General features: G+C 43.4%; 13 protein-coding genes, 1 pseudogene and 1 riboswitch. Of the genes and pseudogenes, 10 read left to right on the top strand and 4 right to left on the bottom strand.

Annotation, left to right across the window (positions count from 1 at the left end):
* Window positions 1-16 precede the first annotated feature (16 nt).
* Window positions 17-736, top strand: coding sequence for a ThuA domain-containing protein (locus ASG93_RS32680; protein ID WP_056839197.1), 720 nt, complete (start codon window positions 17-19; stop codon window positions 734-736).
* A 299-nt stretch (window positions 737-1,035) separates the two neighbouring features.
* Here the strand turns inward: ASG93_RS32680 and ASG93_RS32675 are convergent.
* A pseudogene (locus tag ASG93_RS32675) lies at window positions 1,036-1,640 on the bottom strand (transcriptional regulator).
* Window positions 1,641-1,822: 182 nt separating this feature from the next.
* Between ASG93_RS32675 and ASG93_RS32670 the strand changes: the two are divergent.
* The gene (locus ASG93_RS32670; protein WP_056839194.1) at window positions 1,823-3,028 is read left to right on the top strand and encodes an ATP-binding protein; all 1,206 of its coding nucleotides are present in this window, start codon (window positions 1,823-1,825) and stop codon (window positions 3,026-3,028) included.
* A gap of 205 nt (window positions 3,029-3,233) precedes the next feature.
* On the opposite strand, the gene ASG93_RS32665 is transcribed toward ASG93_RS32670, so the two are convergent.
* Both ASG93_RS32665 and ASG93_RS32660 read right to left on the bottom strand, forming a co-directional pair.
* The gene (locus tag ASG93_RS32665) at window positions 3,234-4,265 is read right to left on the bottom strand and encodes a BadF/BadG/BcrA/BcrD ATPase family protein (protein WP_056839192.1); all 1,032 of its coding nucleotides are present in this window, start codon (window positions 4,263-4,265) and stop codon (window positions 3,234-3,236) included.
* Window positions 4,266-4,267: 2 nt separating this feature from the next.
* Window positions 4,268-5,563 carry a 6-phospho-beta-glucosidase gene (locus tag ASG93_RS32660; protein ID WP_056839190.1) on the bottom strand — a complete coding sequence of 432 codons (1,296 nt, stop codon included), beginning with the start codon at window positions 5,561-5,563 and terminating at the stop codon, window positions 4,268-4,270.
* A gap of 243 nt (window positions 5,564-5,806) precedes the next feature.
* On the opposite strand from ASG93_RS32660, the gene ASG93_RS32655 reads away from it, so the two are divergent.
* The 8 genes from ASG93_RS32655 (at window position 5,807) to ASG93_RS32620 (ending at window position 14,605) form a co-directional block, all read left to right on the top strand.
* Window positions 5,807-6,673: a MurR/RpiR family transcriptional regulator gene (locus tag ASG93_RS32655; protein ID WP_056839186.1), complete on the top strand. Its 867-nt coding sequence runs from the start codon at window positions 5,807-5,809 to the stop codon at window positions 6,671-6,673.
* 177 nt (window positions 6,674-6,850) lie between these two features.
* Window positions 6,851-7,765 carry an N-acetylmuramic acid 6-phosphate etherase gene (gene murQ / locus ASG93_RS32650; protein WP_056839183.1) on the top strand — a complete coding sequence of 305 codons (915 nt, stop codon included), beginning with the start codon at window positions 6,851-6,853 and terminating at the stop codon, window positions 7,763-7,765.
* A 73-nt stretch (window positions 7,766-7,838) separates the two neighbouring features.
* On the top strand, window positions 7,839-9,281 hold the full coding sequence (locus ASG93_RS32645; RefSeq protein ID WP_056839181.1) for an ABC transporter substrate-binding protein: 1,443 nt from the start codon (window positions 7,839-7,841) through the stop codon (window positions 9,279-9,281).
* A 91-nt stretch (window positions 9,282-9,372) separates the two neighbouring features.
* Window positions 9,373-10,278, top strand: a complete 906-nt coding sequence (locus tag ASG93_RS32640; protein ID WP_056839179.1) for a carbohydrate ABC transporter permease — start codon at window positions 9,373-9,375, stop codon at window positions 10,276-10,278.
* Window positions 10,279-10,368: 90 nt separating this feature from the next.
* The gene (locus ASG93_RS32635) at window positions 10,369-11,229 is read left to right on the top strand and encodes a carbohydrate ABC transporter permease (RefSeq protein ID WP_047671924.1); all 861 of its coding nucleotides are present in this window, start codon (window positions 10,369-10,371) and stop codon (window positions 11,227-11,229) included.
* 31 nt (window positions 11,230-11,260) lie between these two features.
* Window positions 11,261-12,229: a GNAT family N-acetyltransferase gene (locus tag ASG93_RS32630; RefSeq protein WP_056839177.1), complete on the top strand. Its 969-nt coding sequence runs from the start codon at window positions 11,261-11,263 to the stop codon at window positions 12,227-12,229.
* A complete protein-coding gene (locus tag ASG93_RS32625; RefSeq protein ID WP_056839175.1) occupies window positions 12,230-12,937 on the top strand; it encodes a PIG-L deacetylase family protein in 708 nt (235 codons plus the stop codon).
* A 528-nt stretch (window positions 12,938-13,465) separates the two neighbouring features.
* A complete protein-coding gene (locus ASG93_RS32620) occupies window positions 13,466-14,605 on the top strand; it encodes an exo-beta-N-acetylmuramidase NamZ domain-containing protein (protein WP_056839173.1) in 1,140 nt (379 codons plus the stop codon).
* Window positions 14,606-14,824: 219 nt separating this feature from the next.
* Here the strand turns inward: ASG93_RS32620 and ASG93_RS32615 are convergent, their stop codons facing one another.
* Complete coding sequence (locus tag ASG93_RS32615; protein WP_056839172.1) at window positions 14,825-15,187, bottom strand: response regulator; 363 nt, start codon at window positions 15,185-15,187, stop codon at window positions 14,825-14,827.
* Between the two features lie 132 nt (window positions 15,188-15,319).
* A riboswitch (cyclic di-GMP riboswitch) is annotated at window positions 15,320-15,408 on the bottom strand.
* Window positions 15,409-15,616: the final 208 nt, after the last annotated feature.

The following is a 15,616-nucleotide window of genomic DNA, read 5'->3' as shown; positions in this document are numbered from 1 at the left end:
AAAAGGAGCGAGTTGTATGATTAAAGTAACGATATGGAATGAATTTCTGCAAGAGCAAAGAAAACAAGAGGTGGCCCGTATCTATCCCAAAGGGATGCATGGAGCCATTGCTGATGGTATTAGGCAGGATGGCGTTGATATTAGCTTTGCAACCTTTAATGAGCCTGAGCACGGACTAACCCAAGAAAAGCTGGATGCTACCGATGTTCTAATTTATTGGGGTCACGTCGATCACAAGGGCTTTCAGGATGATGTCGTCGATCGCATTTGTGACCGTGTACATAAAGGGATGGGGTTGGTCGTCCTGCATTCAGGGCATCATTCCAAGATGTTCCGCAAGCTAATGGGGACATCCTGCAATCTGCTTTGGAGAGAAGCGGATGAGAAAGAGCGGCTATGGGTTGTTGATCCATCGCATCCAATTGTAGAAGGAATTGGGCCCTTTATCGATTTGGCGGAGGAGGAGATGTACGGAGAGCATTTTGATATTCCCGTACCCGATGAATTAATCTTCGTCAGTTGGTTTGAGGGGGGCGAGGTGTTCCGCAGCGGCTGCACGTACCGTCGGGGTCAAGGCCGAATTTTCTATTTCCGTCCAGGACATGAGACTTATCCTACCTATCACAACAAAGATGTTCAGCGCGTGATCGCTAATGCTGTAAAATGGACAGCCCCGGTTATAAGAGAAAAAACGTTTTATGGACATCATTCTCCGCTAGAGGAAATTAAGAAGTAATTACTAACGACACCTTAGGGGTGTCGTTTTTTTTACAGATAGGAATTTATATGTTTTGGGATTAATAGCTAACACTATTGTCAGAAAAGTGATAGCTGCAGGTTGAAGGAAAGTTCCCTGCTGGTTGCCCCTTAACGGACCTCATCGCCGTTATTATCGGTTATTTGAGCTTTCCTCTAATCTAACGGACTCCATAATCGTTATTAGACAAATAAACATCAATTTTCTGTCTGTTTCAATGAATAGCAGCAACAGAGTCCGTTAGAATTTTTACGTGCTCCATTTTATCCAATTAACGTCTACTGAGTCCGTAAGCAATACATGCGGTACCTCATTTTTCCGCTCGTTACAAATAAGATTTCCATTTCAACCAAATTGTGCAGAATCCGCCGGGCATGACGGTCGGTAATTCGCAGATGGTCAGCCAACACTATGGGTGTGAATGGACGAAACAAGCGCCGAGCAAATCGTACTGTTTCCGCTTCGAGAAAATTTAATTCGGGCTGCACATTTGTTGAGATGAATTTTCCGATGAAGGAAAGTGCCAGCTGCTGGCATCGCTGCCATCAAGCGCCAATAAACAATGCCGCCAACATAAATCTTTAAATCGTTTTACATCAAGATCCCTGGCGTGAGAACCGTAGCCCTGAATTTCAATGCCACCCTTCACGCCTCCAGGTAAATATGCAAGATCCACATAACGGTATCCATTGTTAAAATCACGCACCTCCCATTCGGGATAAAGGTGATCGAAATTGTTGAACATTGGGAACCAAATGGATCGCAAAAATTCCATGGTGCCATGACCTAAGCCCTTTTCAAGCAACTCAAGTCTTCTGTGATTTGTCTCATGCACAATATTCGATTGTAACCATTCTTCATATTTTAGGTCAAATCTTGACACGTCTTCCCTCTCCTTTATTCATAGGCAAAAGCAAAAAGCCGCCCCGATACAAAGTATCGAAGGATTTTTTGTCGGAAAAGATATGCATCAAGCAAGCATGAATCGACATACGGAATGATAGATTTGGAATATGATAGATTTGTGGTTATTGGCGTGATTACTCATTGAAGGGGTTGATCGTTTTGGGCAAAAGCAAAATAGAAATATCCTCAAAAGGTATCGAAAAAACTCTTCGTAAGTTTGATTATTTGCAAGCCATTTCTGAATATATTTGGAATGGATTCGATGCACAGGCTACTGTTGTAGATATTAAGCTTTCTAAGAATGTTTTGGGCGGCATAGATCAAATTGTCATTGCGGATAACGGGTATGGCATAAATAGGAAAGAATTGGAACGGAAGTTTACGCCATTTTTTGAATCAGAGAAGCAAGTTGATCCCGAAAAGCGAGGCAGAACGACTTCTGCCATGCATGGAAAGAATGGGATCGGTCGATTAACCTTCCACCATTTTGCTTCCGATGCAACATGGAAAACGACCTATGTAGACGGCCTTCTTAAAAATACGTATACCATTCGTATTCATTCTAAAAATTTGGATACTTATGAGGTTACGAATAACATCCTAACAGACGAAGATGCAGGGACGATGGTAACTTTTCATAATATTATAAAAGACTTTGTCTATGAGGATTTGTTGACTTTTTTATGTAAGGAATTTGGGTGGTTCTTGGAGCTTCATTCTGAGAAACATTTCGATGTCCGAATAGATGGCGAATCCTTAGACTACTCATGTGTGATAGCCGAAAGAGAATGTTTTACAATCGTTCATGAGCATACACAAACGGCGTTTCAAATCAAATATGTTCGTTGGAAAGATAGAATCAATCATGAATATTCCAAAATTTACTTTATCGATTCGACGTTAGCGGAGAAGCATAAGCAGCCGACAACTTTTAATAATAAAGGTGATTCATTCTATCATAGTGTTTATATTCAAAGTAAGGGATTTGATCATTTCGATTTTGATAGTGAAGACAACGGTGGACAATTGGAATTATCTTTCGGGGCAAGCCGAAGAAGCGAGGTATTTCAATTTTTACTTGAAGAAATCAACGCGTTTATTAAGCAAAAAAGGAAGCCCTATTTAGGATTATTGGCAGATCATGTGATTGAAGACTTTGCGGAATCCAAGGCATTTCCAACTTTTAATGACGAACCTGAGGACACTACCAGAAAAGAAGAGCTGGAATCTGTCATCAGGGAAATGTGTCAACTAGAGCCAAGAGTGTTTGCCCGATTAAATCCAGAACAGAAAAAATTGGTGGCTCACCTTATTCACTTAGCGATGGGTTCGAATGAGCGACAACGTTTGTTGGAGGCTTTATGAGGGATGAAGGGCGGAACGTAGAGCCTTTATTTCGGGAATTCTGTGTATAAAATCAAATTAGAGGAACGAGAAGACTCTATTTGAGCAATTGGAACGTGCAGGAGGCAAAAAAACACGATATAACGCCTCCTCGTTCCTCCTCCTCGTGATTTCGGGTGTTTTCATCCAAATAGCGCTACGTCGTTCCCTCAGCCTATTCTAGATTCTATTGAGAGACTCTTTTACACGATGAAATAACGTGTTGTTCCACGGCCTCAATCACTTTCAGCCGAGTATCTAAATTCACCGGATGACCATACGCAAGCTCCAGTGCCCATAGGACTGCGCCAGTTGCGGGTGGGACTTGCAGAAGGATGTAATTGCAGCTGTGATTGGTCAAGTTTGCCATATGATTTTTGAAGTTTTGGAGCAGCAGAGGACTTTCTGCTTTGACCCAAACAGAGCCTGCCAGAATGATATCGACTTCCTGATCAAAATCCAGATTGTGCATACAGCCAACCGTGGAGAAGGCCAGTTGTTTGGCTGTGTTATCTAGAATATTCAGAGCTATGGAATCCCCGTTATCTGCCGCGAAGAACAAGATTTGCACCAGCTTGGTGGTGGGACTTGTTCGCTTTTGTATGGCGTTCAAGGTGTATTCAATGAACAATTCTTTACTGGGTATTTGCAGCAACTTCATGACGGGGTCCGTCATCTCGGTTTCCGGCCCCATACGGTAGAAGAAGTCATAGACAGACCGAAGTACTTTTCTGGCTAGAAAGAACCCCCCAGCCTCATCACCAGATAGCTCACTGCCAACCCCGCCTACTTGAAGGTGCTTTCCACTTGGAGAAATGCCCCCCGTTGAAGAGCCTGATCCATTAATGGAGCAAATGCCGAAGCCCTTTTCACTGCCAGCTTTAACACCCAGGAAGGAGTCGTTGTCCATGGCATAGTGAGTAAAACCGATACGCTCAATGACTGTACATAAATTTTCCTTCTGGGATGGAATGTCCGCACCAGCTAATCCGAAAGCACCTGCTGCAATATGATCCATGGTTAACTGATTGCGCGTCAGCAGATGCTGAATATTTTCATTCATGATTCGAAAACTGCTCATATACGAGTCAGGGAACTGCTCGTGACTGCATGTGCCTGTGTATATATGGTCTACAAAGTTCCCCTGGATATCAAATAGAAAGTAGTCCGTTTTACTATTTCCGCCGTCGACGCCGATAATGTAGTTTTTATCAATCATGACTACTTCTCATTAGCGAAAAACTGCGGGAGATAGGCCTTGTGTGCTTCCTTCAACTCATTGAAGCAGTTATGCGCGGCATCATAGTCACCAACCAATGGATTCATTAATAGGGCGCGCATGGCGGCATCTTCACTACCGTTCACAGCAGCAGCTACCGTTTCACGCTCATAGGCTTTAACCATACGCATATAATCGATGATATGTTGATTGTTGAAGTCTTTTACATGGATCGGTATGGCGCCATCTTTACCAATTACGGCACAAACTTCAACGGCATCGGAGTCCTCCATGAAATCTAATGCTCCGTTATTAAGCAGATTGACCACATGAACCTCTTGTTTATCGTTATAGATGGCATCGACTAAACTAATGGCTACTTCCGAATAGTTGGCACCGCCGCGAGTAGAAAGCAGTTCTGGTTTTGAATGCAGCTCGGAATCCAAGTAGATGTTGAGCAGCTCCTCTTCGATCTGCATACATTTCTCGCCGCGTGTCATTTCACTTTCTTTCAGCAATTTCAACTTCTTCTCTTTGAAGTAATAATACTCCATATAAGAAGAAGGAATAGCTCCCGCCATCTGAATGACCTCTTTACTGAATCCACTTGAAGGAATATTTTTCATCGCTTCACTGTTAAGCCCCATATCAAGTGCCGTTTTCACATAATCTTTACCATCCTGTTCAATTGTCGTAATCCAGCTTAAATGGTTAAGTCCAACATAGGTAAAGCTAGCATAGTCTAACTGCAAGGTTTCACGAATGCTCTTGAACATGTTGAATGGAACATTGCAAAGACCAAGCATTTTCACGTTGGAATGGTTAAGCAATGCTTCTGTAATGATGCCGGCTGGATTAGAGAAATTGATGAGCCAAGCATCCGGACACAGTTCTTTCATACGGCCGGCAATATGAAGCATAACGGGAATCGTGCGCATGGCTTTGAAAAATCCACCGATTCCGCAAGTTTCTTGCCCGATTAAATCGTATTTGAGAGGAATGGTCTCGTCGAGTACGCGGGCAGGCAGCTTGCCCACACGAATTTGTGACAAGACAAAATCCGCATTTTGCAGCGCTTCATCCAAGTTTTCGGTTAAGATCACTCGACAAGGAACATTCGCTGCCTGTATCATGCGTTCACAGAGTTTGCCCACAATATCCAGCTTTCTTGCATCAATATCCATAAGCACTAGTTCATCTATTGGTAATACGTCTTTACGCTTAATCATTCCTTCAATGAGTTCTGGGGTGTAGGTGCTTCCTGATCCAATAATCGCTATTTTCAATTTTTTATTCATCCCTGTATTCACCCTTCCTATTCAGCTCAATCTCGCTGCTATTATAGCATCGCATCCAGAAACGCTGCAATATAAATTGGAATTTTATTTTATATTGATAGTTTTGTTTTGAAAATAAATTTCTTAACTTAATATTCAAAATTGTTTACAATTTCTCATATTAATCTTGTTTTTTTGAGCATTTATTCGTATGATGAAATTAAAATTTTAGCTCAAAGAAAATAGGGTGAACAGAGAAAATATATGTCAATTAATGATAATATTTTGATAAAGATTCGTGATATGAAAGACAGCCTAACTCCTGTAGAGAAGTTGGTAGCCGAGTACGTTTTGGAGAATTTAGAGGAAATCCCGCATCTTTCTATTAAGAGCCTTGCTGGGCTGACGAAAACCAGTGATGCATCCGTTCTTCGTTTCTGTAAAACGATGGGGTATAAAGGTTACCGGAATTTTATTGTAAGTATCTCAGCTTCAATTGGATCTATGGATGAGGATGAGAAAGACCAGTACACCGATATACAACCAGGGGACGATCTATCCGTCATTATCTCTAATATTTCCCGCAATAATAGTAAATCTATTGAAGACACCCTCAGTGTCATCGACAAAAATGAAATAGCCCGTGCTGTAAAAGTTCTGCGTGAAAGCAACCGTATTGCCTTTTTCGGAATTGGTGCTTCTGGTCTGGTCGGTATCGATGCGGAGCAGAAATTTTCACGGATCAACAAGATGTGCCATACCTATACGGACGGACACAGCCAGCTTACGGCAGCTACTCTGCTAGACAAAAGTGATGTGGCTATCTTTATTTCGAATTCGGGAAGTACGACGGAAATTCTCGATGCACTAGAAATAGCTAAAAGGAATGGCGCATGCATTATTGCCATTACCAAATATAATAAAAGCGAGTTAGCAGATAAGGCGACTATCGTCTTGAGCATCTCTACACCAGAGGTAACCATTAGAAGCGGTGCGATGGGATCGCGCATTGCCATGCTGACGGTAATTGATATTCTTTTTGCTGGTGTAGCCAGTGCGGAATACAAGAAAGTGAAGAAATATTTAGCTAAAACGCACGATATTATTGCCAGCAGCAAGCATCGTAAGTAAAAGACAAGGACAACGCTTTAGCCAAATAAAGCCGTTGTCTTTTTTTTGTTGTAATATAAAATAAAAATTCAAATGTATATTATAAAAAGAAATAAAATTTCAAAAACTATTGACCATCATGAAATTTTTCGCTAGTATGAAATTAGAAATTGAATCAAACAGGTTAGGAGGATGGCTATGGATGAGTATCTGTCGGGGTTGACTACGGAAGAGATTAACGAGAAAACGCTGGTTATGGATGAATGTACAACGGAACAAATGCTGCGTTTGATGAATGAGCAGGATGCTGAGGTTCCCGCTGCTGTGGGAGCAGAAATACCGCAAATTATGAAAGCGGTTGATATTTTGCATCATGTTCTTAAAAACGGTGGCAGAATGTTCTACGTAGGGGCTGGATCTTCTGGCAGACTCGGTGTACTCGACGCTTCTGAATGTCCTCCTACTTTTGGAATTGACCCCGTGCTGGTGCAAGGTCATATCGCTGGTGGCGATGGGGCACTAAGAACGGCAGTTGAGGGATTTGAAGACAACGCGGAGGAGGGGATCGCACTTATCGAACGGTGCGGTGTGACTGACAAGGATGCTGTTATCGGAATTACGGCCAGCGGAAGCGCACAATTCGTCATTGCCAGTTTGAATAAAGCAAAGGAAATTGGTGCAGCAACGATCGGCGTAGTGAATAACAAAAATTCGAAATTAGAGCCTGTCTGTGATGTGTGTATTGCTCCAGTGGTTGGGCCGGAAGCGATTATGGGATCTACCCGATTGAAAGCGGGGACAGCACAGAAGCTGGTTCTTAACATGCTGACGACCTGTACGATGGTGAAGCTAGGAAAGACGTATAACAACCTCATGGTAGACATGAAGGCAAGCAATAACAAATTGTATGATCGTTCTGTTCGTATCATTAGGGCAGCAACAGGAGTAGATGAAGAGTGCGCTATTGCTCATTTGGAAAGCGCTTCCATGAATTGCAAATTAGCGATTATGATGATAAAAACCGGTCTGAGTGCAGCGGAGGCAGAACAAGCATTGAATCAATGCGACGGCCGTTTGAAAACAGCCATACGTACTTTTAGTAAAGTTGTGTGAAATTTTCCATATAAAAAGGAGAGACTTTGAGCTGCGCTCAAAGATCCCTATAAATAACAGGAGGTCTATTTTCATGAAAAGAAAAATGCCCGTATTAGCATCCGTCGTCGCTTTAACCATGGCTTTAACAGCTTGTGGTGGTACTTCCGGCACGAAAGCAACAACTACACCAGCAGGTACTGCTGCTCCAACGGCTAGTGCCGGCGCCTCAACAGCTAAAGACACCATCACAGCTTTGCTGCCGCCAGTTTCACCGAACTACCAAAAACAGTTCGAACAAATGTCCAAGGACTTTACCGCTCAGTATCCGAACCTGACGCTCAAAATCGAACCGGCAAGCTGGGAAGATATGAAACAGAAATTGGATACACAAGTGAATGCAGGCAGCCCGCCGGATATTGCATTCGGAGGCTCTGACGGCATCCCTAAGTATCTGCAGCAAGGTTTGCTCATGGACATTACAGATTCAGCAACTCCTGAGATGATTAACGATTATGAGAAAGCTCCGCTTGAATACATGAAGAACGGCAAAGGACTTTACGGCTTCCCGGCGTACATGGAAGTCCACGCACTTGGCGGTAACAAAGCGTTCTTGGAAAAGGCCGGTATCGATTGGAAGAAAGTACAAACGAGCGGTTGGACGTACGATGAATTCCGTCAAGCGGTCAAAAAAGGCGTCGTAACTGAAAACGGCAAAACACGCTACGGCTTCGTGTTCGCGGTTAAAGGCGTTGCTGCCGTTGACTACTTGGGTATCATGGCCAAAAATGCCGGTATGCCTCACGCGTTTAACAAAGATTTGAAATATGCTTACACTAGCAAAAACTACTTAGGATTGCTCAAAGATCTGCGTCAGCTGATTGATGACGGCTCCATGCCGAAAGAGCTTAGCTCTGTAGATGCTGGTAAGCGTTGGAACATGTTCTTGACAGGTCAAACGATGATTACAGGTAAAGGGCTTGCCGTGTTTGAGAATTCCGCAAAAACAAATAACGCAAAGCTGAAAGCAAGTGACGCTAGCGCTGTAAAAGACAGCATCCCGGTTGATTATGTTGTATTGCCGGCTCCGACTTTCCAAGGTGCCAAACCATCATTCGCTACGGTCGTTGACGGTTACATGACGTTCCGCGGTAAAAAGGAACCTACGGCTGAGCACAAAGCGAACGTTGTAAAAGCGGCTTACTTCTTGGCTAGCGGTAAAAATGCTGCTGCAACAAACAGTGATCTGTTCTCTGCACACATTACGCAAAGCGGTAAAAAAGCGGCTGAAAGCATGAAAATTGACAGAAGCCCTGAGAACGTAGCTGCTGTTGACTATATGCTGAAAAATGCAACACCGGCTCGTTCGGATATCCCGACAGAACTGGGTGCTAAAGCGATTAAATTGGAAACTGAAGTTATCGTGCCTAAGTTCCAAGGTCTAATCGCAGGTGAAATTACACCTGAAGCGATGTATGAAGCTGTGAAAACCGCTGCGATTGCTGCCTTTGGCGCAGACGGCGTAGTGAAAGATTAATCATAAGCTGTAAACCTCGGATAGTCGTGATGCATATTACACGGCTATCCGAACTATTTTAACCGAGCTTTCTGAAACGGGGTTTGATAGAATGGCTACTCATATCGTTAAACCGATGAAAAGAAGGAGAATCAGAGGAGAAGGTGCATGGGGATATGCATTCATTGCCGTTGCTTTGATCGTTTTTGCGATGTTCACCGCATATCCGGTCGTAAGCGCGTTTATCATTAGTCTCCAAGAATATAAGCCTCTTGGTTCCACCTATGTTGGTTTCGACAATTATGTCTCTACCGTGAAAGACGGTTTGTTTTGGCAAGCTATGCGCAATACCGTTGTCTATACGCTTTTGACAGTACCTGTTAACTTGTTCTTGTCTATGGTGATCGCTATTTTGATTCTGCCGCTCAGGAAAAAAACGCAGGGCTTTTTCAAAGGTGTCTATTACTTGCCTGTAGTTGCTTCAGGTGTTGCTTTATCCGTTGTATGGCTTTGGATCTTCGATCCGATGCAAGGCGGAATTTTAAATCAGTTGATTCATTTCTTTGGCTTTACCAATCAGAACTGGCTCGGCTCAAGTAAAACGGCGATGTTCTCTTTGGTTCTGATGTCCTGGTTGTCCAGTCATGGCACAAGCATTATCATCTACCTGGCGGGTCTGCTCGGCATTGATGATACGTATTACGAGGCAGCGGAAATGGACGGAGCGAACTTTTTTCAAAAGCTGTGGCACATTGTTGTTCCATCTTTGAAGCCAGCGACGTTATTCCTTTTGGTGACAGGCGTTATCGGTTCTTTCCAAGTGTTCCAGAACGCGTACCTGATGACAGGTGGCGGTCCGAATAATGCGACGACGATGGTGGGTCTACTGATTTTCAATAATGCCTTTACTTATTTTGAATTCGGTAAAGCTGCGGCGCAATCGTTGATTTTAGCTGTTATTATCGCGGGAATTTCGGTTATTCAGTTTAAATATGCAGGAAAAGACGTCGAGTATTAAGAGCGGAGAGACTTTGAGCTTCGCTCAAAGATCCCTAAACGGAGAGACTTTGAGCTACGCTCAAAGATCCCTATATTAGGAGGATAGAAAATGGCTTTATACAGCAATCATGCAGGAAAACCTAGAGTAAAAACCGTTCGAAATTCAATCATTTTTATATTCCTTCTACTTTTTGCTTTAGCGACGATATTTCCGATCTATTTCATGGTCATTTCATCCTTTGCTGATCCGGTTGAGGCTGGAGCGGTGAGCTATTCTATTTTACCAAGCAAGTTCACATTCGCTTCCTTCAAATATTTCTTTGATTACAGCGAATATTCGTATCGTTGGATTCTGAACTCGTTGATCGTGGCGACCACCGTGATGGTGTCCAATGTCATTTTTGCCAGCATGGCCGGTTATGCATTTTCTAAACTTCGTTTTAAAGGGAGAGGCGTGCTGTTTGCGGTACTGCTTGTCTCCATGATGATTCCTTACCAAGTCACGCAAGTTCCTTTGTATATCCTGGTCGTTAACGTATTTGAGCTGCAGAATACGTACAGCGCGTTAATTATGCCGGGTATCGTTACTGTATATAATATTTTTCTGGCTAAACAGTTTATGAGCAGCATCCCGAACGAGATCATGGAAAGCGCCAAAATCGAAGGGTGCAGCCAGTTCACGATCTATTGGAGAATCATTTTACCTTTGTCTAAAACCGTGCTTGCCGTAATGGCGATTCTAACGTTTATGGATAGCTGGAACACGTTCTTCTGGCCGCTGCTTGTCACAAACACGATGGATATGCAGACGATTCAAGTCGGATTGAAAAACTTCCGCTTCGCCAATACAACATTTATCGCGCCGATGATGGCAGGGGCTACGATCTCTGCGCTTCCGATGTTTATTCTTTTCTTCAGCTTGCAAAAGTACTTTTTAGAAGGTGTAACGGTTGGAGCAGTGAAGGGCTAATCCAAGCCGTGCGTGGGGGAGGTATGACTTCATGATTGTGTCTTGGGATCAACAATATCGTCAGGCGGTTATTGACTTATGGAATGAGGAAGCCGTGAAGGAAGGCTATAAGGAGCTTACCGAACAAAGCTTTGAGCGTATTTTTACGGCCAACCCTTACTTTGATAGTCAAAATACGTTTATTTTATTGGAACAAAATGAGGTCAAAGGCCTTGCCTGCGGTTGCACAGGGGATGATCTGCCGCTTGGGGAAGTGGCTGGATACATCACCTGCATCGTATTAGCCGAAGACTTCAAAACCGAAGAGAACTACCAAGGCATGTTGGATGCTTTGGAGCACCGCTTCAAGCAGTTGGGGAAAAAGCAAGGCGATGTCTTATTTTTTAACCCGATGTTACTGCCATGGTATATACCGGGAACTTCGAAGCATGAGCATAATAATGCGCCGGGCGTGCCGATTGAAAGTAGATTGTATGCGTTTTTGCTGCAAGCAGGGTATGTCGAACGCGCCAAAGAGTGCGCTATGTATTTGAAGTTGGACGGTTTCACCATTCCGGAGGATATAAGAACCAAAGAAGTTAAAGCAGCTGCTGAAGGTTACACGGTGGAATTGTTTGACCGGAAACAGCATGATGGTGTGGATGAAATGCTTAATGGCTTTAATAATCTTTTATGGCAAAAGGAAATCGGGCAATGCACGGCAGACGGTGTGCCGGTCGTCATTGCTGCATATAAAGGCAAGGTCATCGGATTTGCAGGCCCGGTCATTCGCCAAGACAACGGCCGGGGCTATTTCGCCGGAATCGGCGTTCTTCCCGAGCACGAGGGACACGGTCTGGGCAGCATCCTATTCTTTAAGCTGTGCGAAGCTTTTCGTTCGATTGGGACCGATTACATGTCGCTCTATACGGGCAGTACGAATCCGGCAATCCGCATCTACGAGAAGGCAGGCTTTACAACTGTCAAACAATTTTCTGTTATGAGAAGGGAGTTTGTGTGAGTGAGCGAGGAAAAGTTAACGATATTAGCCATCGGTGGCCATGTGGGTGATGCCGAATTAACGGCAGGCGGCGTGTTGGCAAGTCACTTTTTGAAAGGTGACCGTATTGTGACTCTGGCGTTGACAGCTGGAGAACGTGGCGTTCCGGCAGGACAAGATATGGCCGAATATCGCGTGCAGAAAGTGAATGAGGCGAAAACCTTTGCCGAGATGCTGGGCGGAGAAGCGTTCGTATTCGACGATATCCCTGATGGCGAGCTGCAGGATAACCAAGAAATGCGTTTTCGCGTATGCGATGTCATTCGTCAAGTTCGTCCGAACGTCATTATTACGCATTGGAAGAACAGCATGCACAAGGATCATACGACAACGCACCGCATTGTTAATGATGCCCGTTATTTTGCTGCCTTGCCGACGTTCGAGCGGGAGCTTCCTGCACATTTTGCACAGAGATTATATTATGCCGAGAACTGGGAGGATGCGGTTGACTATCGACCGTATGTGTATGTAGACTACGACCAGGAAGCCTTTGATCTTTGGGTGAAGGCCGTCTCCACGCACTGGTTCGTAACAGGCAGCAAGTCGTTCAAGTATTTGGAATACTACAAGCATTTGATGAGAGTGCGCGGCCTTGAAGCCAGAAAAGAATATGCACAAACCTTCATGATTCCAGAAGAAAATATGCGTGTTCTCAAAACCGAATTATAAAAAATAAAATCAACCTCTACAGGCGGCTGCTCTTCATGAATGGCCTCGTTAGAGGTTTTCTTAACTTTGCGTTTGGGTAATGTTAGAAGTTAGAGTGTTAGGTGTTAGGTGTTAGGTGTGAGGAGTTAGGTTTAGGAGTTAGTTGTTTGGGGGCTAGGTGTTAGGTGCAAGGAGTTAAGTAGAGAGTAGTAGGCAGTAATAGTTATGAAGTAAGGAGGAAGGCAAGTTGTACTTCGTACAACAATTTCCTCGAATTTTCCGGGAATAGCTGAGGGATGTTGTATGGTGTGCAACAATTTAGGCCTTATTTCATGATAAATAGTCACTTTTGGCTAGAATTGTTGTATGTTTTGCAACAATCGCGTGGATTATGTGGATTTGCCTCCATATTGTTGTACAACGTACAACATTTCACACGGATGAGGCAGATATTTTTGGCGAGAATCGTGCTAGGCATTAGCCTTGACTAAAACACCGTCTAATACGGCGTAATCCGTTTATATTATCAAAAAAATGTGGGAGGCAGCTATGATCAGAAACGGTATCGATTGCATTGGGCAGTATACTCATTTATTTAAAGGGAAACGATTGGGGCTAATTACGGCACCGACCGGTTTAAACCGTGAATTCGTTTCCACCATTCAAATTCTGTATGAGAATTTCAATCTCACAGCCCTGTTTTCACCGGAACACGGTGTACGTGGAGATCAAGCTGCAGGCGCCCTAGTAGAAACGTATCTGGACCCGATCACTCAGGTGCCGGTATATAGCTTGTACCGTAAGGATTCCAAGCGCATGAGTCAGGAAATGCTTGATGAGGTAGATATGGTCGTCTATGATATTCAGGACGTGGGCACACGATACTACACTTTTATTTATACGATGTTATATGCTTTGGAAGACTGTGCGAAAGCAGGCAAGCCATTTGTCATTCTGGACCGGATTAACCCACTGGATGGGGTGACGGTAGAAGGTAACATTTTAAAGGAGGACTATCAATCTTTTGTTGGCCATTATCCGCTTTGCGTGCGTTACGGACTGACTGCCGGTGAGGTGGCCACCATGGCTAACGATCAGATGAACTGGCATTGTGATCTGCATGTGATACGTGCTGAGGGCTGGGTGAGGAAGATGCAGTTCGCTGATACCGGTCTTCACTGGGTGATGCCCTCCTTGGGGATTCCTCGGTTTGATACGGTGTTGCTGTATCCAGGCACCTGTATTTTTGAAGGCACCAACATGTCCGAAGGAAGAGGAACCACAGTTCCTTTTGAAATTGTAGGAGCTCCGTTTATCGACGCTCAACAACTCGCGGACGACATGAACCGTAAGAAACTGCCTGGGGTTGTTTTCCGTCCGGTTTATTTTAAACCGAGCTTTTCCAAATTTCAGGGTGAGTCATGCAGCGGCGTGCAGCTTCATATACTTGATACCCGAGCAATTCGGCCTTTGGAGACAGCTATCACACTGATGTATACGATTAAGCGTAATTATGAGCAATTTTCTTTCCTGCCACCTCTGAATGAGGGATCCAGGCCTTTTATTGATTTATTGTGCGGGGATAAGGTGTACCGGGAGGAATCACTAGATGTTTCGGTGTTGTTGGAGCAATTTCGGGACGAAAGTCGAGAATTCGCACACATGAAACAGCAGTATCATCTGTATTAAAAGAAAACAGAAGGAGACAGATCCCAGAATGAAATCAGAACATGCTCCTTTAGCCCGATAGGGATGCTGCTGACCGATCGTTAATCAGAACGCCCGACCTTTAGTTAGCGGAACGTAGGAGCTGAGACTGTTTAAGTATTGTGATTTGCTAAGTTTTTTTAAAGTAGAGGTCCCAAAAGCGGAATAGTGATGCATTCAGGTGGAAAGCTTTGAGGGAATTCACATATTCAGTACCTTTTTTACAGCTTCAGCAACCCTGTCTTTATCAAAAGGCTTCACAATAAAATCTCTAGCGCCAAGTGTAATAGCTTCAATAACAAATGATTGTTGCCCCATTGCCGATACCATAATGATCTTTGAATCGCTCTTGTAACTTTTAATTTCCTTTAATGCAGTAATACCATCCATCTCGGGCATTGTAATATCTAACGTAATGATGTCAGGTGAATGCTGTAAAAACAGAGAGATTGCTTCAAGTCCATTCGATGCTTCGGCTACAATTTCATGCCCTAATTCTAAGAGTATGTTTTTAATCATCAATCGCATAAACATAGAATCATCTACAACCATTAGTCTTGCCATATTAATCATCACCTTTCAGGGGGGACTTTCTACCTAGCTAATTACTGTTATAGGTGGCTACAAATCATTCGTTACATAAGAAAAACTCCCCTTATTTGAAGAATAAGGGGAGTTGTAGATATATTCCCTTCCTTCGGTAACTGGCAAGCATAGCGATATATTTCGCCTTAGCTCCTGTAGCTTTGCGTCACTAATTTTCATTAGCTTTGCTCTTATCGTATAACAGAAGAATTACAATTCATTTATTAAATAATAACACTCTTTTTATTAGGAATAAAGTACTAGTGTAAAGGCAGTGAACATTTCTGAGTAAAATAAAGATTCTAAGGAAAAAATGCATGCTAAGCATAATGTGCCTGCAAGCGAGATCCGACATTTTCATCAAAATTTGTAAGACATTCGGAAAATTTGATCATTTCGATGTCAGAT

Origin of the sequence: Paenibacillus sp. Soil787, from assembly GCF_001429545.1 — a bacterium.
Classification (GTDB): Bacteria; Bacillota; Bacilli; order Paenibacillales; family NBRC-103111; genus Paenibacillus_E.
This window is presented reverse-complemented; position numbering and strand designations above follow the sequence as displayed.